At 60.3% G+C, this 23,338-nt stretch carries 15 protein-coding genes, 7 tRNA genes, 1 other RNA gene and 1 CRISPR repeat array; of the genes, 2 read left to right on the top strand and 21 right to left on the bottom strand.

The genetic code is table 11. From position 1 onward, the window contains the following. Positions 1 to 2,004, top strand: a complete 2,004-nt coding sequence (locus Azoinq_RS13135; protein WP_216128440.1) for an ABC transporter ATP-binding protein — start codon at positions 1 to 3, stop codon at positions 2,002 to 2,004. Positions 2,005 to 2,169: 165 nt separating this feature from the next. Here the strand turns inward: Azoinq_RS13135 and Azoinq_RS13140 are convergent, their stop codons facing one another. The 9 genes from Azoinq_RS13140 to gltX all read right to left on the bottom strand — a co-directional run bounded on the left by Azoinq_RS13140 (position 2,170) and on the right by gltX (position 7,311). After that, positions 2,170 to 4,056, bottom strand: a complete 1,887-nt coding sequence (locus Azoinq_RS13140) for a LysM peptidoglycan-binding domain-containing protein (RefSeq protein ID WP_232368496.1) — start codon at positions 4,054 to 4,056, stop codon at positions 2,170 to 2,172. Between the two features lie 160 nt (positions 4,057 to 4,216). Beyond that, positions 4,217 to 4,999 (bottom strand): NAD-dependent protein deacylase, encoded by a 783-nt coding sequence (locus Azoinq_RS13145; protein ID WP_216128438.1) that lies wholly within the window; start codon positions 4,997 to 4,999, stop codon positions 4,217 to 4,219. A 91-nt stretch (positions 5,000 to 5,090) separates the two neighbouring features. Beyond that, positions 5,091 to 5,167: transfer RNA gene (locus tag Azoinq_RS13150), tRNA-Asp, on the bottom strand. Between the two features lie 71 nt (positions 5,168 to 5,238). Next, positions 5,239 to 5,314, bottom strand: a tRNA-Glu gene (locus Azoinq_RS13155). Positions 5,315 to 5,336: 22 nt separating this feature from the next. Continuing rightward, a tRNA-Ala gene (locus Azoinq_RS13160) sits at positions 5,337 to 5,412 on the bottom strand. Positions 5,413 to 5,533: 121 nt separating this feature from the next. Continuing rightward, a tRNA-Asp gene (locus Azoinq_RS13165) sits at positions 5,534 to 5,610 on the bottom strand. Between the two features lie 70 nt (positions 5,611 to 5,680). Beyond that, positions 5,681 to 5,756, bottom strand: a tRNA-Glu gene (locus tag Azoinq_RS13170). 22 nt (positions 5,757 to 5,778) lie between these two features. Next, positions 5,779 to 5,854, bottom strand: a tRNA-Ala gene (locus tag Azoinq_RS13175). A gap of 65 nt (positions 5,855 to 5,919) precedes the next feature. Beyond that, entirely contained in the window at positions 5,920 to 7,311 is a 1,392-nt protein-coding gene (gene gltX, locus Azoinq_RS13180) for a glutamate--tRNA ligase (protein WP_216128437.1), read from the bottom strand. Positions 7,312 to 7,435: 124 nt separating this feature from the next. On the opposite strand from gltX, the gene Azoinq_RS13185 reads away from it, so the two are divergent. Then, positions 7,436 to 7,510: transfer RNA gene (locus Azoinq_RS13185), tRNA-Val, on the top strand. Positions 7,511 to 7,828: 318 nt separating this feature from the next. Here the strand turns inward: Azoinq_RS13185 and Azoinq_RS13190 are convergent. The 12 genes from Azoinq_RS13190 to Azoinq_RS13245 form a co-directional block, all read right to left on the bottom strand. Then, positions 7,829 to 8,704, bottom strand: coding sequence for an HDOD domain-containing protein (locus tag Azoinq_RS13190; protein WP_216128436.1), 876 nt, complete (start codon positions 8,702 to 8,704; stop codon positions 7,829 to 7,831). Between the two features lie 198 nt (positions 8,705 to 8,902). Then, positions 8,903 to 9,532: direct repeats of the CRISPR family, unit length 28 nt; unit sequence TTTCTGAGCTGCCTACACGGCAGTGAAC. A 129-nt stretch (positions 9,533 to 9,661) separates the two neighbouring features. After that, on the bottom strand, positions 9,662 to 10,231 hold the full coding sequence (gene cas6f / locus Azoinq_RS13195) for a type I-F CRISPR-associated endoribonuclease Cas6/Csy4 (protein WP_216128435.1): 570 nt from the start codon (positions 10,229 to 10,231) through the stop codon (positions 9,662 to 9,664). Positions 10,232 to 10,236: 5 nt separating this feature from the next. Next, positions 10,237 to 11,277, bottom strand: coding sequence for a type I-F CRISPR-associated protein Csy3 (gene csy3, locus Azoinq_RS13200; protein ID WP_216128434.1), 1,041 nt, complete (start codon positions 11,275 to 11,277; stop codon positions 10,237 to 10,239). 47 nt (positions 11,278 to 11,324) lie between these two features. After that, entirely contained in the window at positions 11,325 to 12,401 is a 1,077-nt protein-coding gene (gene csy2, locus Azoinq_RS13205; RefSeq protein ID WP_216128433.1) for a type I-F CRISPR-associated protein Csy2, read from the bottom strand. Then, the gene (csy1, locus tag Azoinq_RS13210) at positions 12,398 to 13,732 is read right to left on the bottom strand and encodes a type I-F CRISPR-associated protein Csy1 (protein WP_216128432.1); all 1,335 of its coding nucleotides are present in this window, start codon (positions 13,730 to 13,732) and stop codon (positions 12,398 to 12,400) included. The genes csy2 and csy1 overlap by 4 nt, the downstream gene beginning before the upstream one ends. A gap of 57 nt (positions 13,733 to 13,789) precedes the next feature. Further along, positions 13,790 to 17,155 carry a type I-F CRISPR-associated helicase Cas3f gene (cas3f, locus tag Azoinq_RS13215; RefSeq protein ID WP_216128431.1) on the bottom strand — a complete coding sequence of 1,122 codons (3,366 nt, stop codon included), beginning with the start codon at positions 17,153 to 17,155 and terminating at the stop codon, positions 13,790 to 13,792. Beyond that, a complete protein-coding gene (gene cas1f, locus Azoinq_RS13220) occupies positions 17,152 to 18,132 on the bottom strand; it encodes a type I-F CRISPR-associated endonuclease Cas1f (protein ID WP_216128430.1) in 981 nt (326 codons plus the stop codon). The genes cas3f and cas1f overlap by 4 nt, the downstream gene beginning before the upstream one ends. Before the next feature lie 370 nt (positions 18,133 to 18,502). Further along, positions 18,503 to 19,474 (bottom strand): DUF535 family protein, encoded by a 972-nt coding sequence (locus Azoinq_RS13225; RefSeq protein ID WP_216128429.1) that lies wholly within the window; start codon positions 19,472 to 19,474, stop codon positions 18,503 to 18,505. A gap of 441 nt (positions 19,475 to 19,915) precedes the next feature. After that, positions 19,916 to 20,276, bottom strand: a transfer-messenger RNA (tmRNA) gene (ssrA, locus tag Azoinq_RS13230). Positions 20,277 to 20,374: 98 nt separating this feature from the next. Then, positions 20,375 to 21,076 carry a bifunctional 2-polyprenyl-6-hydroxyphenol methylase/3-demethylubiquinol 3-O-methyltransferase UbiG gene (gene ubiG, locus Azoinq_RS13235; RefSeq protein WP_216128428.1) on the bottom strand — a complete coding sequence of 234 codons (702 nt, stop codon included), beginning with the start codon at positions 21,074 to 21,076 and terminating at the stop codon, positions 20,375 to 20,377. Positions 21,077 to 21,141: 65 nt separating this feature from the next. Beyond that, a complete protein-coding gene (gene ompA, locus Azoinq_RS13240) occupies positions 21,142 to 21,795 on the bottom strand; it encodes an outer membrane protein OmpA (protein ID WP_216128427.1) in 654 nt (217 codons plus the stop codon). 79 nt (positions 21,796 to 21,874) lie between these two features. Further along, positions 21,875 to 23,188, bottom strand: coding sequence for a TRZ/ATZ family hydrolase (locus Azoinq_RS13245; RefSeq protein ID WP_216128426.1), 1,314 nt, complete (start codon positions 23,186 to 23,188; stop codon positions 21,875 to 21,877). Between the last annotated feature and the right edge of the window lie 150 nt (positions 23,189 to 23,338).

Genomic DNA, 23,338 nt, shown 5'->3' on the forward strand with positions numbered 1-23,338 from the left:
ATGAGCACTAGCCTTCTCAGCGTTACCGACCTGCGGGTCGGCTTCCTCAGCCGGGGCCGCACCCTTACCGCTATCGACGGGGTTTCCTTCCAGGTGGAGGCGGGGGAAACCTTCGCCCTGCTGGGGGAATCGGGCTGTGGCAAGTCCGCCTCGGCCCTGGCCCTGATGCGGCTGCTGCCCTCTGGCGGGCGAGTGCTGGGGGGCACGGTAGAACTGGAAGGCCGCTCCCTTCTGCCCTTGCCCGAAGCCGCCATGGGCGACCTGCGGGGGCGGGCCATGGCCATGATTTTTCAGGAGCCGGCCACCAGCCTGAATCCGGTCCTCACCATTGGCCGCCAGATTGGGGAGGTGCTGAGCCGCCACCGGGGTCTGGAAGGGGCCGCGGCCCGGGCCGAAGCGGAGGGGCTGCTGGCCGCCGTGGGCATTGCGGACCCGGCCCAGCGCCTGGAGGCCTATCCCTTCCAGTTGTCCGGGGGTATGAAACAGCGGGCCATGATCGCCATCGCCCTGGCTGGGGAACCTCGCCTGCTCATTGCGGATGAGCCCACCACGGCCCTGGATGTGACCATTCAGGCCCAGATCCTGGATTTGCTGGCCCGCCTGCAAAAGGAACGGGGCATGGGCATGCTGCTCATCACCCACGATCTGGGGGTGGTGGCCCGCAGCGCCCACCGGGTGGGGGTGATGTACGCTGGGGAACTGGTGGAAAAAGCCCCCCGGGAGGCTTTTTTTCAGCACCCTCGCCATCCCTATACTCAGGCCCTGTTTGCCGCCCTGCCCGAAGTGGGGGAACAGGGCAGGGTCCTGGCCACCATCCCCGGCCAGGTTCCCGCCCTGGGGGCCATGCCCGCCGGTTGCCGCTTTGCCCCCCGCTGCCCCCACGCCTGGGAGCGCTGTGGGGAACAATCCCCGGATTGGGCGGCCGTGGGGGACGACCATTGGGTCCGCTGCCACTTGGTGGCGGAACCGGCCCGGGCCGTGGACAAAGTGGCTGCCGGTAGCGCCTCGCCGCATACCGTAGCGGACCAAGCCGCACCCCTCTTGGCGGTAGGGGATTTGCGGGTGCATTTCCCCATCCGCAAGGGCATCCTGCAACGCACCGTGGGCCATATCAAAGCGGTGGATGGGGTATCCCTGGAACTGGCCAAAGGCCGCACCCTGGCCCTGGTGGGGGAATCGGGCTGTGGCAAGACCACGGTGGGGAAGGCGGTCTTGCGCCTCCTTTCCAGTACCGGCTCCATCCGCCTTAGGGGGCAGGAATTGCAGGGCCTGGGAAACCGGCAGCTGCGCCCCTGGCGGGGACGGATGCAGATGGTGTTTCAGGACCCCTTCGCTTCCCTCAACCCCCGGCTTACCGTGGGAGAAATTATCGCGGAAGGCATGGGCGCCCTGGGGGCCGTGCCCCGGGAAGGCTGGAACGACGCAGTGGCAGCCCTGTTGGCCCAGGTGGGGTTGCCCGCGGACGGGGCAGGGCGCTATCCCCATGAGTTTTCCGGCGGCCAGCGCCAACGTATCGCCATCGCCCGGGCCCTGGCGGTTCAGCCTGAGCTGGTGGTTTGTGACGAGCCTACCTCGGCCCTGGATGTGTCCGTTCAGGCCCAGATTCTCAACCTGCTGCGCCGTCTCCAGGAAGAGTTGGGTCTGGCCTATCTGTTCATCACCCACAATTTCGCCGTGGTCCAGTATCTGGCCCACGATGTGGCGGTGATGTACCTGGGCCGTATCGTGGAGTGGGGGGAGGCGGCCTCCCTGCTGGCTACCCCCCGCCATCCTTACACCCGGGCCCTGCTGGGGGCGGTGCTCAGTCCTTCCTTAACTCCCTCTACTCGGGAGGCGGCGCCCCTGCTGCCTGGGGAAACCCCTTCTCCAGCCAATCCGCCCCAGGGGTGCCATTTCCATCCCCGTTGCCCCCTAGCCACGGATCGGTGTCGCCAGGAATACCCGGAACCCCGGGAGGCAGCGCCGGGCCATTGGGTGCGCTGCCACTGGTGGGAGAAAGGCTGAAGCTTCCTTTCCGGTGGGCTTGGGGATCGGGAGGCTTGAGATGCTTGGAAAGCCCCACTGTGAGTGGCCCGCTTGCCCATAAAAAAACACGCCCTGGGGCGTGTTTTTTTATGGGATCAGCTTGGCATCCCCGGCCCTAAATTCCCGGGGCCGGTGCCTGGGAGCTTATTCCTTGTCGTTCTTGGCCAGCTGGATGGTCAGGGTTTTGCCCGGCTTCAGGTTGGTGCCCGCCAGATGGTTCCAGCGCTTGAGATCATCCGCATCCACCTTGAATTTGCGGGCGACGGCCACCAGGGTGTCCCCCTTGCGGATGGTGTAGCGGGCCATCTTGGATTTCTCCTCGGCCTTGGCGCTCTTGCTTTCCCGTTCCTTGGATTTCTTGTCGTCCTTCTTGGCGCTGTCCTTGTCTTCCGACTTTTTGCCAGCTTTGCCGTCCTTGGCCGACTTGCTCTCATCCTTGGCGGTCTTGCTGTCTTTCACCGCCACCATCACGGTTTTTTCCTGGGCCGGAGCCACGATCAACTCGGCACCCGGGGTCATTTTCTTCGCCAGCTTGGGGTTCCAGTGTTTCAGGTCTTCCACCGCCACATCGTAGCGGCGGGCCAGGGAAAAGAGGGTGTCCCCCTTGCGCAGGGTATGGGTCTTGGGGGCACTTTTTTCCACCTTGGCTTCCAGTACCGGGCCAGCCTTGGCCGCGGTGGCCGCCAGGGTGGGGCTGCTACGGGGCGTCGGGGCCGGGGTGGGCTGGGCCACGGGCATTTCCGGTGCCTGGGTGATGGCCGCCAGATCCCCCGTATCCGCTCCTTCCTTATTGGGCACCAGGAGGGGGGTGCCCGGGGCGACCCGGCCCCGGTCATCCAGGCCATTGGCGTTTTTCAGGGCGGCCAGGGAAATATCGAAGCGGGCGGCTACGTCCTCCAGCCGTTCCCCCTTCTGTAAGGTGTAGGAGGCCCAGGAAGACAGGGGGGTTTCGGTATTTTCCAGGTTGGCCTTGAAAATCTCCACCTTGTCCGTGGGCAGAATCAGGGGGGAGTTGGCCTTGATGACCGGCCGGTTATGGGCCGGGTTCAGGGCAAGGAACTCATCCATGGGCATTTCTGCCAGCTTGGCCGCCATTTTCACGTCAATGTCCGTGGTCTTGGCTACGGTGCTGAAGTAGGGCCGGTTGGCGATGGGGGGCAGGTTGAGCTGGGCGAAGAGGCGTTGGTTGCTAAAAATGTTTTTCAGGGCCTGAAGTTTGGGAACGTAATTGCGGGTTTCCGTAGGCAGGGTCAGGCTCTGATAATCCGTGGGCAGACCCCGACTCTGGTTTTTGGCCACGGCCCGGGCCAGGGCGCCTTCGCCCCAGTTGTAGGCAGCCAGGGCCAGTTGCCAGTCCCCGTACATGTCGTAGAGGGATTGGAGATAATCCAGGGCGGCGGAGGTGGAGGCGACGATGTCCCGGCGTTGATCCACCCACCAGTTCTGCTTCAGGTTGAAGTTCTTCCCCGTGGAGGGGATGAACTGCCAGATGCCGGAGGCGTGGCTGCGGGACAGGGCCATGGGGTTGTAGGCGCTCTCCACCATGGGCAGCAGGGCCAGCTCCATGGGCATGCCCCGTTTGCCGATTTCATCCACGATGTAATAGAGGTAGCGGCTGCTCCGTTCCACCATGCGCCGCACGTAATCCGGTCGGTTCACGTAATACTGCTCGTGGGCGAGGACCAGGTCATTGCGCAGATTGGGCATGGAAAAGCCATTGCGAATCCGGTCCCACAGGTCGTCCGGGGTGGCGGTCAGGTCAATGGCCTGGGGCAGCTTGGGGAAGGGGCGGATTTCTTCCCGGGGCAGGTCGCCGGAAAGCTGGCTGAATTCGGCTTTAGCGGTAGCGGCGGGGGAACTGTCCTGATCGGCGTCCTGGGGAAAGTCCTTGAGGGTGGCGGCCAGGGAGAGGGAGAGGGGGCTGTCTCCGGCGTGGGCCGGGGTCAGGGTGAGGGTACTGAATCCCCAACTCAGCAGGCTGACGCAACAACAGCGGAACAGGATGCGGGGGGACAGACCAAGGGACTTCATCAGCGTCATAGGGGTCCTTTTTGGCGGACCTCTCCCAGGGTGGCTGGGGGAGGGGCTTCCCGGCGCTGACGGTCGGGAAACGCTGGAAACTTGGTGGAAATTTAGCGGGCCATTATACCCTAATGGTGATAGGGATAAATATGCTTTATTTTCAAAGAGATCAGCGTTTGCCCTCGGCCCGCGCCACGGCCTCCAGCAGACTGGCCATGGCGCTGGCGGCCCCGGCTCTCCAGCGGTGGCTAACCAGAGCACTGACCTGGGTTTGCCCCGGATTGATTTCCACCGTGGGAATGCCCTGCTGCCTGGCCCACAGCACCGGCTCCGCAATGTAGGGAAAGACGCTGGTGGTGCCGATGCTGAACACCAGGTCCGGCCCCGCTTCCAAGGCACCGACCAGCCTCCGGATGGCGTCCTGGGGCAATGCCTCGCCAAAGAGCACCACCCGGGGTCGCAGCCAGGCACCGCAATCCGGACAAGGGGGCGGCAAGGGCAAATCCCGGTAATCCCGGCGTTGTTCCTCATGGCCGCAGCGGGGGCAGTAAATCTCCCGCAGGCAGCCATGAATTTCGATTAAGTCTGAACTACCCCCATCCCGATGCAGGCCGTCGATGTTCTGGGTGAGGACGGTAATGTGTCGGGTCGGGCTTTCCAGGGCGGCTATGGCCTGATGGGCCCCATTGGGGCGGGCCTGCCGGCAATTGGCTTCAATCTGGGCCAGATATTTCCAGGTCAGGGCCGGCCGGGTTTCCAGCATTTCCCCGGACAAGGCATCCTCGATGGCGTAGCCCTCCGCCGTATCTGCCTCCTCATACAGACCGCCCACTCCCCGATAGGTGGGCAGACCGGAATCAGCGGATATTCCCGCTCCGGTGATGAAGAGAATATGGCGAGCCTCCCGGACCTGCCGGGCCAGGGTGGCGAGAAAGGGAACGGGGGCGGTCATGGGAGGGAGAAAAGAAGGGGAAGACCGGGAAAGTATAGTAAAAAACAAAAAAGCCTTGTTAATCGATGACTAACAAGGCTTTTCTGAATTTTGGCGGAGTGGACGGGACTCGAACCCGCGACCCCCGGCGTGACAGGCCGGTATTCTAACCAACTGAACTACCACTCCAAACCAGTTTTGACTCACAGGAAAAAGTGGCTTCCCGCAAGTGGTCGGGAAAATAACAACCCGAGAAAACTTGGCGTCCCCACGGGGATTCGAACCCCGGTTATCGCCGTGAAAGGGCGGTGTCCTAGGCCTCTAGACGATGGGGACCCGGACTTTCTTTCGCGCAATTTGGTGGAGGTACGCGGGATCGAACCGCGGACCTCTTGCATGCCATGCAAGCGCTCTCCCAGCTGAGCTATACCCCCGCCGCGAAAGAAGGCTGAATTATATGGAACTAACTCAGCGTTGTAAAGCTTTTTTTGGAAAAACTTACGAAACCACTACAAATCTGAAAAAAGCCTCAAAAAGACAACTTTTCTCAAATGTTGGCGGAGTGGACGGGACTCGAACCCGCGACCCCCGGCGTGACAGGCCGGTATTCTAACCAACTGAACTACCACTCCGAACCAGTTCTGACCCGCAGCAAATGTTGCTTTCTGCAAGTCATCGGGAAGAGTTACAACCCGAAAAACTTGGCGTCCCCACGGGGATTCGAACCCCGGTTATCGCCGTGAAAGGGCGGTGTCCTAGGCCTCTAGACGATGGGGACCCGAACTATCTTTCGCGCAATTTGGTGGAGGTACGCGGGATCGAACCGCGGACCTCTTGCATGCCATGCAAGCGCTCTCCCAGCTGAGCTATACCCCCGCCGCGAAAGAAGCGCGAATTATAGGAACATGATTCGCGCCTGTAAAGGCTTTGGTGAAGATTTTTTAATATTTCACCGCTGTCAGCCGATTTAGCACCGTTTCCCGGGGGAAGAGGGCGATCACGGCCCCCACGGAGGGGGTGTGGGTCTGGCCGGTAAGGAGTACCCGCAGGGGCATGGCCAGCTTGGGGAATTTCAGCCCGTGCTTGGTGACCATTTCCTTGATGAGAGCCTCAATGGCCGGTTCTTCCCAGGGGATGGACTTTAAGGCGGCGGTGATTTCCGCCAGGGCCGGGACGGCGGCGGGAATCAGATGCTGGGCCAGCAGGTCCGGATTGGGTTTCACCTCCCCATAGTACATAGCCGCCGCATCCGCCAGTTCGTTCAGGGTTTGCACCCGTTCCTTATGGAGGGCCATCACGGCGGGAAGGGCCGGTACCGCGGTGACCGTGAGGCCCCGTTGTTCCAGGCGGGGGCGGATCAACTCGGCCAGTTCTCCATCATCCTTGGCCTTGATGTACTGGGCGTTGAGCCACTTCAGCTTTTCCGTATTGAATTGGGCGGCGGAAGGGGTGATGTGGTTGAGGTCGAACCATTGGCAGAACTGGTCCATGGAAAACACCTCGTCGTCCCCATGGGACCAGCCCAGGCGGGCCAGGTAATTCAGCACGGCCTCCGGCAGGTAGCCGTTGTCCGCGTAATCCGTCACCGCTACCGAGTTGCGCCGCTTGGACAGCTTCAGGCCGTCGTCCCCCAGAATCATGGAGAGGTGGGCGTATTGGGGCACTTGGGCGCCCAGGGCCTTGAGGATATTGATCTGCCGGGGGGTGTTGTTCACATGATCGTCGCCCCGGATGACGTGGGTGATCTGCATATCCCAGTCATCCACCACCACGCAGAAGTTATAGGTAGGGGTGCCGTCCTTCCGGGCAATGATCAGGTCGTCCAATTCCCCGTTGGCAATTTCAATGCGCCCCTTGACCATATCATCCCAGGCCACCGTGCCTTCCTGGGGGTTCTTGAAACGGATCACTGGCTGTATTCCGGCGGGCGGGGTGGGCAGCACCTTGCCCGGTTCCGGGCGCCAGCGGCCATCGTAGCGGGGCTTTTCCCCCCGGGCCCGTTGGGCCTCCCGGATTTGTTCCAGCTCTTCCGGCGTGGTGTAGCAGTAATAGGCGCTGCCGTCCGCCAGCATTTTGGCGATCACTTCCCGGTAGCGGTCCATGCGCTGCATTTGGTAGAAGGGGCCTTCGTCGTGGTCCAGTCCCAACCATTCCATGCCGTCCAGAATGGCCTGCACCGCCTCCGGGGTGGAACGGGCGATATCCGTATCTTCTATGCGTAAAACGAATTTTCCGCCGTGATGCCGGGCAAAAGCCCAAGAAAAGAGGGCGGTACGGGCTCCCCCGATGTGCAGATAGCCGGTGGGGCTGGGGGCGAATCGTGTGCGAATCATAGTCAATAGAGGCCAGAGGGATTGGCAGAGGCCGTAGGTTGGTGAAGTCGTTATTGTAAAGGATGCAGAAAAAATTTGACCCACTTAGAGGTTTATGGTCTAATGCGCGCCTCGACAGACATTTGGGTGGTTAGCTCAGCGGTAGAGCACTGCCTTCACACGGCAGGGGTCACAAGTTCGATCCTTGTACCACCCACCAAATTCCTGTTAAAAAACCGACCCTTAGGTCGGTTTTTTACTTTCTGGGTGCTGGGTGGAAAAGGTATAAAAACAGCCTCAATTCGCCCCAATCCTGGGAAACACGCCACAAAATACGCCCCATAGAAAAAGCCCCCGATCCTTGGTCATTTCCAAAGATCGGGGGCTTTTCTGCTTTCTGCGTCCTTTCTGTCACTTTCCCTGTGCTGGGGCCTTGCTGGGGGCCGTGGGGGCGGGTGTTCCTTGGGCTTCTTTTTCCCTCGGCCTTTTCTTGCCCGGGCCTGGTTTTTCGTGACCGGGAGCCGGGGTTTTTCGTCCTTTAGTTTGCGGCGTAGAGGGAAGAAAACTCCTGGGTAGCCTGGACGATTTCCTCTTTCAATTCCCCGTACGCGATGTCCAGCTGTTCCTGTTCTCCCTCATCCAGGGAGCTTTCGTGAATCAGCCAGGCCGCGTGGCCGCCGGCCAGGAGATTACTCACATAAACCACGTCGGCCAGATTGGCGATGGGGTCCGGCAGGGGGCGGGGATGGTCGTGGTCGTGGGCCGCTTCGATGAGGGCTTCATCCAGGCCCAGGGCCGCGAACAGCACATCGCCGATGCCCTCGTGCCATTGGGCGATCAGATGCTTCACCGTATCCGGCCGGATGCGCAGTTCTTCGTAATGGGCGGCCCGGTACAACATATAGAAAGCCCCCAGATCGTGCATCAGCCCGGCCAGAAGGGCCTCCTCCGGGTTGAGGCGGGTGTATTTCCGGGCCAGCACCTTGGCCGCGCAGGCCGTTTCCACCGAGTGCTCCCACAGATTGGCCATCAACTCTTTGAAGCAGACCATTTCCTTGGAGAGCAGCAACTGCTTCATGGCCAGGGCCAGGGCCGTGCTGCGCACCGCCTGGAGACCGATGCGCTGAATAGCCGCCATTAAATCCCGGCATTGCAGACCCTGGGGGTTGTAGGCCACCGAATTAGCCAGATGGAGAATTTTGCTGCTGATCAGGGGCTCGGCGCTGAGAACGGCCACCAGGCGGGGGAGGGAAATGTCCGGATCGTTGAGGACCTTACGCAGGCGCAGGGTGACATCAAAGCAGGTGGGGAAAACCACATCCCCTTCCAATTCTTTGGCTATGTCTTCCAGCATCTGGAAGCGCTGAGCCTTGAGGGCGTCGCCGGTTTTATCTTCTGTGGCGGGGGTATCCATGGGGAATCCTGAAAGGGTGGGTACTGGGAAGCCGTTTTAAGTTTTATGAAAAAAGCCCGGAAAAGGGCTTGGGCATCCTACGCCATACTTTGGTCAGAGAATATCCCAAATTATAGGCAGTCGGGCCATGAAGCAGGCCACGAAAAAGGGGGGAAGTAACGGATTTTTCGAGTGTTTTTATCAAGTGAAGGGGGGCGGTTGGGGAGCTGCCTACACGGCAGTGAACTTTTATTCGCTCGTACGTCCCCGCCTTGTTGATTTCTGAGCTGCCTACACGGCAGTGAACGCGTATTCGATGTGCATTTTCGTCTCCCGAGGATTTCTGAGCTGCCTACACGGCAGTGAACGCACCGGCCACCAGCACGACCCGCCCCCGTAATTTCTGAGCTGCCTACACGGCAGTGAACTACATCACGTTTTGAACGTAGGGGATGCGCTTTTTCTGAGCTGCCTACACGGCAGTGAACAACGGAAACTAAGGCCCCGCCGGAAGCCAAAACTTTCTGAGCTGCCTACACGGCAGTGAACATCTACTCCCTGGCTATTGGGGACCGCCTACTTTTCTGAGCTGCCTACACGGCAGTGAACCAGGAACTTACCGGATGGGCCCGCCGCCAGCCTTTCTGAGCTGCCTACACGGCAGTGAACTTAGGTGAGGGGGGGGGCGAGTTAGGCGGTATTTCTGAGCTGCCTACACGGCAGTGAACATGCAGTACGTATCTGGAGAAACTCCGCGCATTTTTCTGAGCTGCCTACACGGCAGTGAACTCCTGCCCCGGCTGCTGGGTGACATGGACGGTTTTCTGAGCTGCCTACACGGCAGTGAACTAGACAGAATATTCCCCAATCCATTGATATAAAAACAAAAAATGTGAAATTGCCCGCGCCACCCCTTTTTTGGGGGTGGCGGGCAATGGACTGATTTTTATCGGTTTTTTAAAGAGCGAAAAAAAAGGGTCAAAACCAGGGGACGGTGGCTTTGGGGCTTAGGCCGTAGCTGTTGAAGTCCCCGGTTTGGGGGGAGGGCACCAGGGGGCCGTGGCGGATGAAGAGGGGGAAAGCGGGTTGGCCGGTGCTGCGGCTGCCCAGGGTGACAAAGGGCAGGTCCAGCCGTTCTTCCGCTGCCAGGGGAATGCGGGCGGCAGCTTCCGCCTCGGCCAGGCCGTGGCGTTTCATGGCCCGGCGGCGCAGGCGGTCCGCATTGCTCTTGGCCTGGACCCGGCTAACGACCCGGTATTGGGCATTGGCCGGGGCGGGGTGGATGGGGCTCCGCTCCAGGTAGTCTTCCATGCCCCGCAGCCAGGGGGTGGCCATGAGCCGCTCCAGTTCCGCCCCCGGGCCATGAAGGCGCATCCGGCTGCCCAGGCCAAGGGGGTGTTGCTGGTGGTCGGGAAAACTGAGGCCGATGTGGCGGCTGTCCAATTGCACCAGGGCCCGATGGAGCCGGGCGTAAAGCCCGGCCAGCAGGTGGGAGGGCGCCAGTTCCGGGTCGCTCCGCAGGCGGATTTCCAGGTAATGGGTGGTCATGGCGCTTAGTTCCCGTCTCCGAAGACCCCGCCCCGGACCAGAACCGCCATGACGAAATGCTGTTGGGCCACGGGGGGCACCTGGTCTTTCAGGAGCCAATTGTCCAACAGGGTGTAGAAGTCCATTTTGTCCCGGGGGGTCCGGTAGGCCTTGCCCTGGGTGGTGACCGAGCCGTAGGGCTCCACGGCGATGGGGCCGTTGGCATCGGCCTCCGGATACCAGGTGTCGATGGTGCGCAGGGCATTGCCGATTTTCTGGGAGTGGATGGCGGCGATGGCCTTTTCTCCTTCCCCCACCCGGTACAGGGTTTTGCTCTTTTTGCTGGTGCCCCGGTCCAGAATCAGCTCCTGGGAGGGGAAAACTTCCTGGCCCCCTCCCACCCGCAGATAGGCGGTGATTTGGAGCAGCAGATGGGATTGGCCGGCCAGGGCCTGGGCGATTTTTCCGGCGAGGGCGGTTAGGGCCGCCCCTTCCGTAGCCGGGGCCTGGAGCCGGCGCTGGTCGTGGTCCAGGGCCTGAAAGGTCCATTGCTCTGCCACCTGTCCCTGTTGCAGTCGGGCCACTTGGATTTCCACCTGCTCCGCCCCTACCCGGTTACGCCAGAGAAAGCGACCGTTAGCCAGGTTGGCTGCGTAACGCCGGGCCAGCTCATCCAGCCCCTGGCTGGCTATATAGGCCGTCGTGGTGTCCAGGAGTTTGCGCCGGTAATCTCCGTCGTTGCAGGCGGAAAGTTCCCCCAGGCCCCCCAGGACCCGCAGGGTGAACTGGACTTTCAGGGTGTCCCTGTCCCCCGGGAGGGTGGCTACATCCACGGTTTGCAGATTGGGGTTTTCAATGGCGGCATCCAGCTTGGCCGGGTCCTGATCCTTGGTTTTAAGCCGGTTGGAGATGGTGCCCCGCACGGATTTTTCCCGTACCGGCACCGGTGCCCAGGCGGCGGGCTGGCCCCGATCCGCCCATTGGCCACTGAAAAAGAGGGCGTCGGAAGGGTCCAGCTTGCGTTCAAAGGCGAGGACGGAGGCGGTTTTCAAGGTGTCATTAGCCATGGTGATATTCCTTAAGAAGTAATTTTTTGCGCAATAGAAAAAAGGCTTCAATCCTCCCCGTCCGTTTGGTCCGGGGTTGGGGGGCAATAGTCGTTGCGGCAGCGGTAGTGGCTCCAGTCGGGTTTGCTTTTCGAGTTGGGCGTGGTCTCTGAGCCGGGGTGGCTTTCCCCGTACCAGAGCAGCTCCTGGGCACTATTCAGGCGATGGGGGCTGATCCATTCCCCCAGGGAATAGAGGCTTTCCACAAAGCAGAAGGGCGTTTCCTGATCCCGGGCCCGGGCGACGGTTCCCGGAAGCTGGACCGGCCCCAGGGCGCCGTAGCCCACCGGCAGGGGCACGATCCATCCCCCCTTTTCCCGGTCGTGGTGCCATGCCCCTTTTTCCGAATCCCCTTCCCGCTGGTACCGCCAGTTGAAGCGGCATTGGCTGAGCCAGGCTTCCAGTCGTTCCGGCAGAGCCGGGGCGGTGCCCGGGTTCGTTTCCGAGATGGCTTCCCCTGTTTGTTCGGAGGTCTGATCCTTTGTCGGTGATGGCTTATTCAGGAGAAGGTCGTCCCGGGCCACCAGGGCAAAGCCGGGCAGGAGGCGTAGCCGGGCTTTATGAAAGGGGTCCTGGGGCACGCCCCGGGGGCCGGTCTGGTCCAGCCGGTAAGGCTGGTAACGGCGTCGCTCCGGGGCTGGGGGCGGCAAAAGGGAACCGCCTGCAATGCGCATTTCGGCCAGCAGGTCCGCCACCTGGGCCAGATCGGCATCGGCCCGTTCCGGGTCTTCCCGCCAGCGGAGGCTGGAAACGCCGAAGAGGAGACTGATGTCCAGGTGGATGCGCCCTTCTTCCACAATGGCGGCGGTGCGGCCGTCCTTATCCACCGGGTTGCGGGTGAGGCGGAAACTTTTGACGTAGCCTTCCTGCACCTGTTCCTGGTAGTCATGGCAGACCACCCCCACGGAGGAAAAGGCCAGATCCAGTCCGGCAGCCCCGGCCTTGCGGTCCAGGGCCCACATCAGGCCAAGAAAGGCGCTCATGGCGGGGAAGCCGTGGGTGAGGGGGCTGGAGATGGCGTTGGCGTTCTGCACCCGGAGGTGGGGAAACACCAGGAGATGGTCGTAGTTCGGCGCGCTATTCATGCTGCTCCCCCTGCCCGGCGTTGCTGGGGTACGGGCCAGGCCGCATCAATGACGGCCTGCCGGGCCCAGTGCCGGTATTCCCCATCCCCGACGGTGGTAAGCCCGGCTTTGCGCAGCCGGTCGTTGAGCCAGTTGGCAAAGCGCCCGGCCACCTGGTCCGGCCAGTCCCCCCAGTGATAGGCGGCCCGGAAGGCTTGATCCTCTTCCAGGTGATCCGGCCGGTTCGGCAGGTCCAGGCGTTCCGGGTCCAGCCACAGCTGTTCGCAAAGGGGCAGACGGCAGTCGGCGTGGCGGCTCCAGCCTGCTTCCAGGCTGGCCTGGACCCGGGCGGCGAAGAGGGGGAGTTCCATCCCCAGGGCCTGTTCCATTTTTCGACGCCGTTCCCGGGTGGCGTCGTTGGGGGGCGGATCGGTGAGGAGAAAGTCCGCCAGGGCCCGGGTGAGGCGAGCTACCTCCTTGCCTGCCCCCATCCGTTCCAGGGCGGAGTCCAGATTCAGCAGCCGGGGCGCCTGAGCCTCCCGCCAGCGGGGTGGCAGGGAGGCCAAAAGGTAGTTGTTGCCACCCCGTTCGCTGTTTAACTGGCTGATATTTTGGGGCTTGGTGCCCCCCAGCTTACGCACGGCCAGATGGGGATAGTCCCGGTATTCCCCCTCCCAGGGATGCTTTTCCCGTTTGGCTTTGCGGGCCGCCCCGTTGGCCTCACCAAAGCGGGCATCCTGGATTTCTCCGTGCACCGCCTGGGCCAGGCTACTGGAGAACAGGGGCTGGAGCAGATGAAACTGGCGGTTGTCCGAAGGGTTGTCCCCCATAAGCCAGTAGACCTGCTTGGCGGCGGGGTGGCTGGCCGGGGTGGCCTCCTGGCGAACCAGTCCGGAAAAAGCTTCCATCCAGGCCTGGGCAGTGGCCCCGTCCCCATCCAGGGCTTGGGCTAGGTCCGGGTCTTTGGCCTGCATCCAGTCCAGTAGCCGTCGGCCCTCCACTTCCAGCTTGAGAAATTTGAACACATCCAGGGCCGCCGCATTGCCCACCACATCTTCGGCGTAAGCCTCGCCCAGCACATGGCTGCCGATTTCCGGGCGGGAAGGGAGGGTGGCGGGGGGCACATGGAGATTGGTGCCCCGGGCATCCGGGTGGGTAGCTTTGAGGACGTGGGTGACGGCCTGAATTTGACCGACCCGGCGGGCGGCGTCGGCCAGCCAAGTGGAGTAAGCGTATTTTGCTGCCCGCTCTCCATCGTCCTCCTGGCCCTTCAGCTTGGCTTCCCGTCGTCCGTCAATAAAGGCGGCGATGGCCGAGCGGAAGGCTCGGCTTCGTTCAGACAATTCCGTCATAGACTTCCTCCATCACAAAATCCTCCTGTGGTTGTAGGGCAGAGACCTGGGCAGGGATCAGGGGGTGAAACCCAGCCAAGGGTGATAACGCCAGCCCTGGGGGCTTTCCGGCACGTCCACCGTGGTAAAGCGCCGGGCGCAGGTATCCAGGGATAAATCCAGGAATTCGGCCTGTTCCCGGAGTAGGGTGAGTAGGTCAAAGCTGCCCCAGGGCGTGATGCCCGGGCCGGGCACCAGGTTCAGGTCATGGCGCAGGCTGGCGTCCACGGGGACGTAGAGGGGGTGGCCTGGGGCCTGGCCGTCCTTTTCCATACGATGAAGTTGCAGGCGATCTTCTCCGTCAGGGAGAAAGACCAGGGTGGTATGGGGCTCGGTTTCTTCCCGGAAGGGTTGCTGTTGGGGGAGGACCCCGGTGAGGGCGGCCTGGGGATAGACCCAGGCGCTGGCGGCTTCGTCCCGCTCCAAGGGAGGAACGGGGGGCAGGTAGCGGGAGATGGCAGGCGCGTTTTCCCGGGGCCGGGGGGCCATGGCGGCCCGGATGCGAGCTTGTTCCAAATCCACCCAATACTGTTGGGGTTGCCAGGGCTGGGGCGGTGGCTGAATCCGGGGGATGGCGCTTAAGGCTTGATATTCCTCGGGACGTAACAGGTCGTGGAGCCAGTGGCTGGTGAGCCGGAACCGGGATTGGTCCGGGGCCGTGCTTTCAAAGCCAGGGCGGAGGAAGGCGGGTTGATCCTGGCCCCGGCGGCGGAAGTGGCGGAGATTGGTGTTGAAAATCAGCACATTGGGCTGGTCCGGTTCCCTGCATCGGTGCCGTTGGACCCGCCCGGCAAGTTGGATCAGGGCGCGTAGGGAAGAGGGTTCTCCCAGGGCCCAGTCTCCGTCCCAATCCCGGCCCACCTCACAGACCGGGCTGGCCAGAACGATGAACAGCTGGTCCGGCTCCGGGTGCAGGTCCAGCGCCGCCCGAATGGCCGGGTGCCCCAGGCCGCCACCCGGGGTTTGGTCCCGCCGGTCCAGGACGCCGTCCAAGAGGTTTTCCAGGGCGGAGCGTTGGATCAGGGGCAGGCGGGCGTGATAGACGCAAAGGTGGATGCGTACCCCGGCGGGGGCGCCCTGGGTAATGAGGGCCTGGGCCACCTGGAACAGGGGGCCGATGTTGGCCAGCCGCACCAGGCCGAAACTGACCCGCTTGCCGCTTAAGGCGTCCTTTTCCCCCTGGGAGCGATGGAGATCCAGGCAGGCTAGTCGCACTTTTTCCGCGAAGGCCGGGTAAAGGGCCTCCTCTTTGCCGAGGGGCAGGTCCAGGGGCAGAAGGGCGGCCCGGCGCAAGGGGGGGGCTTTTTGGAGCTGGGTGACCCGGTGGGCCACAAAGGCTTCATGGGCCCGGGAAAAATCCTCTTCCCCAAGGCAGGCCGGGGGCTGGCAGCTGAATTCATCCACCCACAGGCAGGGAATGTCCGGGGGCGTGCCAGGGTGGCCCCGGTTGGCCCGGTAGATGGCTCGTCCGGCCCGGTAGGCGGCGAACATGCCTTGGACCAGATCCGGGGGGAGGGTGGCGGAGGAGAGCAATACCCGGGTTCCCAGCATGCCCGCCAGATGGACCAGCCGGGTGAGGGCGGGCAGATCCTGGAGGTCGTAATCATCCAGTTCGTCCAGTACCAGGTCGCCGCTCATGAGCCGGAGCATGGGGGCGATCTGCCGTCCGCCCCGAAGGGAGTCGCTGGCGGGAATCAGATGATCCACGGTACAGACCAGCAGGGGGGCGGCGATTAGCTGGCGGATGGCCGGGTCTTTGAGAGCTCGGGCGAGGAGGGGATGGTTGCCCGTATCTCCGCTGTAGAGCACGTGGCTGTCTTCCTCCAGCAGGGCTTGGGCGGAGGCTGCTCCCCGGGCTTCCTGGCGGGCCTGATAGTAGTTGAACAGGGCCCGGTTGGCGGAGCCGCCCACCAGTACGGCTAGTTCATCCTCCGCCAGATGGAGGTCTTGCCCATAGGCCCGGCCGGTTTGCAGGGTGAGGGTGCGTAGCCCCAGGGCAAAGGTGGCCCGCAGGCCCAGGCCCGGGTCGGCCAAGGCGTAGAGAATGCGGGCGTTGGCCAGGGTTTTGCCGCAACCCGTGGAGGCCATGTTGATGATGAAGGCCCCCTGATCCAGGGCCTTTTCCCCCAGGCTCCGAGCTGCTTCGGCGGCCTTGTTCTGCCAGGCGAAGCGGGGATTGGGGCTGGGCTTGCGCAGGCCCCGGTGACGGGCCAGGCGGGGCAGGTGGCGGGCAACTCCGGGGAGGGCGTGGGCAATGAGACCCGCCTCCCGGGCTACGCCCAGGAGATGTTCGGCCAGTTCCTGCTTGAGTTCGCCGGGTCCGGAGGTATTGGCGTATAGGGCCTTGGGGGCTGGGGGAGATTGCCGGGGCTCCGAGGGCAAGCTGGAATAATGGTGATCCGCCAGCATCAGGCTCAGGCGGGCCAGGTGCAGCACGTAGGGATTTTCCAGCCAGGGCGTTTGCCAGAGGGGCAGGCGGGCCAGCAGTCCCTTGGCTATCCGGGCGGCCTGGGCTTGCCAGGCCGGGGATAGGACGGGCAAGGGGGCCGCCGGTTGCCAGAAGGGCGTGATTTGTTTGGCCGGGGCGGCTTTTTCCCCTTCATTCCAGGCATGGGTAACCAGGGCCAGGGGCTTTTCCAGCCAAAGGCGGTTGAAATGGGGGGCCCGGCAACCTAGCCACCGCTGTTGCCCCTCCGGGTCCTTGACCGGAATGAGGGGGAGGCGATGGTGGCTGAGGATTAACCAGGCCAAGGCGGCGGCCAGGGGTGGCAGATGGGGAAAGGGGGTGGGGGCTGGCGCGTCCAGCCCATCCCGCCCGTAGCGGCCCGGGGCCGTCCAGGTGTCCTGATCCCAGGTTGCCGGGGCGGCCAGCCGGGTTAGCCAGGCTTCATCCCCATCTTGGCCCACAAAGGCTTGGAAAAGTCGCAGGGACACCCACTCGTGGCGGTAAAGATTGGGCCCCACATCCCGGCCTCTCAGGCGGGCCTGAAACGCCCGGCTGGCCTTGCCCAGATCATGGAGGAGGGCGGCCAGCTGGGCCAGGAGCCGGATGTCTTCCCCTCGGTGCCAGTCGTTTTCATCCCCGGTTTTTAGAATGTTGCGCCGGGTGGTATTGGTGGGGACGGCGCCGGCAGCGTTGAAACGGCGGGCGTCTCCCACGATCCAGAGCAATTCGCTATGGTTTTTGCCCCGTATCCAGTGGCAGGCTACGGCGGTATTTTTCCGTGCCGTTTGGCGCAGGAGGCGGCGCAGGGTATCCAAGCCCGCCTGGGTGATGGGGGTCTGCCAGGTACGTTCTCCCCGGCGCTCGGCGAACTGATCCAGGATACGGCGGGTTTCCACCAGCGCTCCCTTGCTGCATTGGGAGACCAGCAGCACATTCATGGGCCGGGAACCTCCCGGGCCAGGGCTACGGCTTTGACCGTGTCGATAAGAAAATCCAGGGCTTCGCTCTGAGCCAGATCCTGGATGCAGGCTTCCCGGAATTCCTGTTCCCCGTCCCCTGCCATGGTGGAAATAAAGGCCCGGGGCAGGATGTGGGCATCCTTGATTAAATCCGCAATATCGAAAACCAGACCGCCCCGCCGGGTTTTGCCGTGCAATACGGCTAGGCCGTGGGGCAGGCCCAGGACCCAGGCAGCGGTAGCCCCCAGGCCATAGGCCAGATAATTGCCGTGGTCGAGAAAGCGATTGGCGGCATCCGTGCCGCTGCCGTCCTTGGCCCGGACAAAATTCCCATAGGCGGTGGTTTGGCAGGCGAGGCGAAAGAGTCCCTTGGTAAGTCTGGCTTCTTCGGTGAGCAAGATAGTGGTATCCGGCGCCTGGGCCATGGCTTGTCCGGCATCCCGGAGAAGGGCTCCCAGTTCGTCCGGATTGGGGCTAAAACCTGCCTCCGCCAAACTCCCAAGGCCCCAGGATTGGGCGATGCGGACCAGCCTAGCCTGTTGAAACGCTTTGGCCGCTGCTAACCGGTGGGCGTCGTTGAACCAGAAGTGAACCCATCCCTGAAGGTATTCCGTGGGCCGGTATTCACTCTGGGGCGAAAACCAGGCCACCGCCTGCTCCACCTCGTTGGCAGCGAATAGGGGTGTCCCTCCACCGCCGCAAAACCCCACCATTACCCCTGCCCGGGCCAGTTCCCGCATGGCCGCCTGGGTGATGGAGGTGCCCGTCCCCAACAACAGCGCGGTGGTGTTGGCGATGGGGATGTTCCAATACTGGGATTCAGCCCCCGCCTCCGTCACGTACTCCACCCGCCCCCCATTGACTAACACCCGGCAGTGCTCCAGGTAATACAGATTGGCCCGCTTGGAATGGAGGATGGTTTTCAGGTCACCCGAATGAATGGGGGCGGGAGGCATGGCAAGGGCCTAAGGAAATAAAGGGAGCAAGCGCCAGTTCGTTTTGTATCTAAATGTTACATGGATATTTGATTGGAATGCAGGGGGTATGGTGCAGCCGAGCTGACTCGAAGCTTTGGTAGAAGCAGAAACGAGTAAATTCAAGGGGGGCATCTTTGACCCGATGGGGCCTGATGTGAAAGAAATTAAAGCGTTAGATATGGAATTTCTGTATCTCAATTGGCATTGGCGAGACTTTTGCTATAGCCGTTAATATGCGCTTAATCCTGACGCAATAACTCTCATCTTCTCGGTGAGAGTTATTGAGAAATAATGGTTCGTTTTTAGGGTATTAGATGAATTGCGTTTGCTGCTGTTTTAAAAAAAATAATTAATATGAAAAATTTGATAGGTGGGCTTTTATCCCATGGTAGCAACCTTCTCTGATGCTATCCCTAATTTTTCGTTTCTTTAATGTTCTGCTTCTATGCCGCCTCGTGATTAGCTCAATGGGCTTAAGCTGAAGGGGTAAAGAAATTATATATAGATGCCCTGGGATTTTTAACGCGCCAAGTGCTTCGAAAAAATTATCGTAAGTGGTTTTAAATTGCTCTGCGTAACTGGCTTTGTAGCTTGATTGGTGAATGGAGGATATTCCTACAATTGCTCTGATGCTAAGAGCTTCTGCTATACCGGATAAACCTGAAAATAAAATCCATTGAGGGGAAACCTCACATAGGCTGGATGAAATTTCCCTTGCTAACTCATGATTTCCCTTGGCTGTCTGCATTCGAGTTAAAAAGCAGACATTACTTTCTTTTAAGCCAAAAATAATACCTGGCGAAAAAGAAAAAGATAATTGATAAATGGGCTTGTTTTTGAAATAAAGATGCAGGCTTAGATCGCCTTCCTTATTTGTTTCTGTGGGTGAGCCCAATGAAACATTCAGGCTAAATCCTCCTACGTCTGAGGAAAATATTTCAAGATCACTTCTGTATATAGTATCTATTGCTTTTTTTTGTAAAGTACTGGATATGAACTTATGGTGGTTTATCAGAATCCTTGCTCTGTCTTTTATTGATAGGTTTGTTGATAGATACCCGATTGTAATGTAGTTGAGCGGAACTTGTGGGTCGGTATCAATGTCTGCAGACAGGTTTAGGGAACTTACTGCTGCCAGGGATTTTTTGTAAGTTCTGAGTGAAAGCAAAAGAATGAGTAAATACTTTGCTCTTAGCAGTATGGCGCTGTGGTTCCATTTGCATTGGATCAGTGCGTGAAAAGGCAATGAAATATAATTTAGCTTTTCACTTAAACTTATCTTTTGAGGAAGGGCCTCAAAAAATGTGTTTTTCCCTAGCAAAAATCTCTCCTAATCTATTATGGGCTAACAATTTCTTGATAGGAAAGCCATGGTCGGAATTGACACGATATTTCCAGTCAGCCCTACTTTGATAATGCTAGGTATTTTACACAACTTTACATTGTTCTGCCTATTGGAAATTTCCCGGAAGAAGGATGGGGAGGGGGGAGCGGCTGCGTGGGCCGTAGGGTTGAGGCTCAGGATCTTTAGCGCGGAGTGACTGAGCCGGTAATCTTGTTTCTTGTAATATGACGAGCTAGCGTTTGTTCTATTGGTTGTTGCTTTCAAAGGCTTTGGTGAGGTGAGCTAGGTACAAATGCGAAAGCATATCGGGTATCTGGTTTTTGCTGATGGGAAATTGGATGGAAATATGCGTATGGCAATAAAAAAACCGGCGACCTGAATTCCAGGTGACCGGTTTTTTAGTTTTACAGCAAGTTTTGGTGGAGGCGGGGGGGATCGAACCCCCGTCCGCAAGTCCTCTACAGGCAGTTCTACATACTTAGCCTCATTATTTGATTTAGCTGCACAACCGCCAGTGGGCAGGCTGCCGTACAGCGATCCGCTAAAGTTTTAGTGCTTTGCCTCACGGAGGGGTAAAGCCTTAGCTAGTGTATCTGACTCTGCTGCTGGTTACCCAGCCCAGCCCGTTAGCAAACTGGTGCAGAGCTCACCGGTTTAAGCGGCGAGAGCGAAACGCTCGTCGTTGGCGTTTGTAAGTTTCCAGATGGATTTACGAGGTAACTGGGCCTCGGTATGCCCTGCTCTGCTTTGCAACCCACGTCGAAGCCAGGTCGCCCCCAAAGAACTACATCAATCTTTTCAGGTGATTCGACTGGGTCATCCCGAAAAAGTTCTTTAAGCCAAGCCATTATAGCAAGCTTGGCTCCTGGCGGAGGTTTAGCTGGCTTCTTTTTTGACGTGGATGAGGTAATTCACGCTGGTATCTTTCCCCAGGCTGTAGCTTTTGGTGAAAGGGTTGTAGCTCATGCCCACGATTTCCACCACATTGAGCCGGGCGTTGTCGCACCAGCGCTTCAGTTCCGAGGGCTTGATGAATTTTGCGTAGTCGTGGGTGCCCTTGGGGAGCATGTTTAGCAGGTATTCCGCCCCCACTACCGCCATCAGATAGGACTTGAGATTGCGGTTGAGGGTGGAGAAAAAGGCTTCTCCGCCGGGCTTCAGCAAACTGGAACAGGCCTTTATCACACTGGCGGGAGTGGGAACGTGCTCCAGCATTTCCAGGCAGGTCACCACATCAAAGGAATTGGGTTGGGCGTCCGCTAAGGATTCCACGGCCGTCTTTTGGTAATCCACCTGGCGACCGCTTTCCAGAAGGTGGAGTTTGGCGACTCCCAGGGCTTTCTCGGAGAGGTCGATACCGGTGACATCGGCGCCCAGGGCCGCCATGCCTTCAGAAAGCAAGCCGCCACCACAGCCCACATCCAATACCCGCTTGCCGGCCAGGGAAACGGAGCGGTCAATCCAGTCCAGGCGGAGGGGATTGATGTCGTGGAGGGGTTTGAATTCGCTTTGGGGGTCCCACCAGCGATGGGCTAGGTCACTGAATTTTTGTACTTCCAGGGGATCCGCATTAGTCATATGAAACTCCGGTGCAATAAAAAAGCCCTGCGGAAGCAGGGCTTTTGGAAGAAATCGGGAACCGATTATTTGGTGCCGATAACTTCGATTTCCACGCGACGGTCGGGTTGCAGGCAAGCGACCAGCTTCTTGTTCTTGCCGCTTTCCTTGCCCATCTTCTTGCACTTGTCGCCGGTGACGGGTTGCTTCTTGCCCTTGCCTTCGGTGTAAACCCGATTGGCTTCCACACCCTTGCTCACCACGTATTCCTTGACGGCGGCGGCACGACGTTCGGACAGCTTTTGGTTGTAAGCATCCTTACCGATACGGTCAGTATGACCCACGGCAATGATCACTTCCAACTTCAGGTCCTTCAGTTGGGCGATCAGCTCGTCCAGCTTCGCCTTGCCTTCGGGACGCAGCACGGCCTTGTTGAAGTCGAACAGGGCGTCGGCGGACAGGGTCACCTTACCGGCGGTCGGAACGACGCCAGCAGGGGCAGCGGCTTCGGCCTTGGCCGGAGCTTTGGCCAGATCCCCGTCGCATTCAGCGATAGCGGCGGCGGGAGTCCAGTAGCCAGTGCGCCAGCACAGGCCAGTACCACTCCGGGCAACTTCATTGCGGGAGTCGGTCAGGTAGGCACCCTTGTCGGAGCCTTGAGCTTGGGCCATGGAGGCGCCCAGGCTTAGACCGGCGGCAAGCAGAACCAGCAAGGATTTCTTGGCGAATTTGTTAGTCATCTCTCTTTTACCTCGTGTTCAGGAAAGGCTGCCGAATCAGCCACTCGCGAGTTTTTATATGCAGCCGAACCGCGCGGGACTAATCACGAATTTTATTCTGCCATAATCTGGCGAGATTTATCAAATCATTTTTCCCTATTTCCTGCAACTCCCCGTTGTTTAAGCGCAACTGTCCGTGGGTCCAGACGTGGGTTACTGCTGAACGATCCAAAACATAGACCAAATGGGATTGGGGCGAGTAACAGGGCTGAGTTTCGGGAGCGGTGATGGCCAGGGCGCAAATATCCGCCTCTTTGCCTTTTTCCAGACTGCCGATTTTGTCTTGTAATCCCAGGGCCTGGGCGCCGTTTAAAGTGGCCATGCGCAGCATCTGGTGGGCTGGGGCCGCTTCCGCGTTTTGGGTGACGCCTTTGGCTAGCAGGCTGGCCAAGCGCATTTCCGTGAGCAAGTCCAAGCGGTTGTTGCTGGCGCTGCCGTCGCTTCCCAGGCCCACGTTAATACCCGCATCCAGCCAGGCCTGGAGCGGGGGAATGCCGCTGGCTAGCTTGAGATTGGAAGAGGGGCAGTGGGCAATTGAACAGCCTTGTTGAGCCAGCAGAGCAATTTCCCCAGCATTGAAGTGGACGCCATGGACCGCGATGAGATTGGGGCTTAACAGGCCTAATTCCTGGAGTCGTTGTAAGGGCCGCAGACCATATTGTTTTAGGCTGCCGTCAATTTCTCCCTGGGTTTCATGGAGATGGACGTGGATGGGTAGGTCCAGCTGCTCGGACAGGGTGAGGACCCGCTCGAAGGTTTTATTGGACACCGTGTAGGGGGCATGGGGGGCCAGACAAAAAGAAAGCAGGGGATGGGCTTTCAGCCGGTCCCGGGCTTCCAGCCCCTTGTTCAGGCAGTCTTCCGCATCCGACGCATAGGAAGTGGGGGCCTCCAGGACGGTGAGGCCCAGGGCGGCCCGGATGCCCAGGGTTTCAGCTGCTTCGGCAGCGGCCTCTGGGAAAAAGTACATGTCATTGAAGCAGGTGATACCGCCCCGCAGCATTTCCGCTGCCGCCAGCAGGGTGCCGTCATGCACGAAGTTCTTGGAAACATGGCGGCCTTCCGCTGGCCAGATATGGTTTTGCAGCCACTCCATGAGGGGCAGGTCGTCCGCCAGGCCTCGCAACAGGCTCATGGCGGCGTGGGTGTGGAGATTAACGAGGCCCGGAATCAGAAGATGGCCCGGCAGGACTTTAATCTCCCGGGGGAAGTACAAGGCCCGGGCCTGGTCGATGGGGAGGATGTCCAGAATACGTCCCTGGTTCACCGCAATGGCATGGTTTTCCCACAGGGTATGGGCCGGTTCCACGGGAATGATCCAGCGGGCTTCAATGAGGAGGTCGATGGTTTGCATGGCTTGCCGCCGGGAAAGGGGCGGGAGGGGCGGAATGGTCAGAATTCCGTGATTTAAACAAAGGGGGCGGCCCCGGGCAAGGCGTGGGCTCCCCAAGGGCAGCATTCTTCTCCCCAAGGGGCGGGTCGGACGGGGCAGGGGGGGCGTGTT

Source organism: Azospira inquinata, from assembly GCF_018905915.1.
Classification (GTDB): Bacteria; Pseudomonadota; Gammaproteobacteria; order Burkholderiales; family Rhodocyclaceae; genus Azospira; species Azospira inquinata.

Bases quoted from the DNA above. Each gene is read 5' to 3' on its own strand.
- Azoinq_RS13140 (WP_232368496.1), bottom strand. From the start codon at position 4,056: ATGAAGTCCCTTGGTCTGTCCCCCCGCATCCTGTTCCGCTGTTGTTGC.
- gltX (WP_216128437.1), bottom strand. From the start codon at position 7,311: ATGATTCGCACACGATTCGCCCCCAGCCCCACCGGCTATCTGCACATC.
- Azoinq_RS13245 (WP_216128426.1), bottom strand. From the start codon at position 23,188: ATGCAAACCATCGACCTCCTCATTGAAGCCCGCTGGATCATTCCCGTG.
- Azoinq_RS13135 (WP_216128440.1), top strand. From the start codon at position 1: ATGAGCACTAGCCTTCTCAGCGTTACCGACCTGCGGGTCGGCTTCCTC.
- cas6f (WP_216128435.1), bottom strand. From the start codon at position 10,231: ATGACCACCCATTACCTGGAAATCCGCCTGCGGAGCGACCCGGAACTG.
- csy3 (WP_216128434.1), bottom strand. From the start codon at position 11,277: ATGGCTAATGACACCTTGAAAACCGCCTCCGTCCTCGCCTTTGAACGC.
- cas3f (WP_216128431.1), bottom strand. From the start codon at position 17,155: ATGAATGTGCTGCTGGTCTCCCAATGCAGCAAGGGAGCGCTGGTGGAA.
- ubiG (WP_216128428.1), bottom strand. From the start codon at position 21,076: ATGACTAATGCGGATCCCCTGGAAGTACAAAAATTCAGTGACCTAGCC.
- ompA (WP_216128427.1), bottom strand. From the start codon at position 21,795: ATGACTAACAAATTCGCCAAGAAATCCTTGCTGGTTCTGCTTGCCGCC.
- Azoinq_RS13190 (WP_216128436.1), bottom strand. From the start codon at position 8,704: ATGGATACCCCCGCCACAGAAGATAAAACCGGCGACGCCCTCAAGGCT.
- csy2 (WP_216128433.1), bottom strand. From the start codon at position 12,401: ATGAATAGCGCGCCGAACTACGACCATCTCCTGGTGTTTCCCCACCTC.
- Azoinq_RS13145 (WP_216128438.1), bottom strand. From the start codon at position 4,999: ATGACCGCCCCCGTTCCCTTTCTCGCCACCCTGGCCCGGCAGGTCCGG.
- cas1f (WP_216128430.1), bottom strand. From the start codon at position 18,132: ATGCCTCCCGCCCCCATTCATTCGGGTGACCTGAAAACCATCCTCCAT.
- csy1 (WP_216128432.1), bottom strand. From the start codon at position 13,732: ATGACGGAATTGTCTGAACGAAGCCGAGCCTTCCGCTCGGCCATCGCC.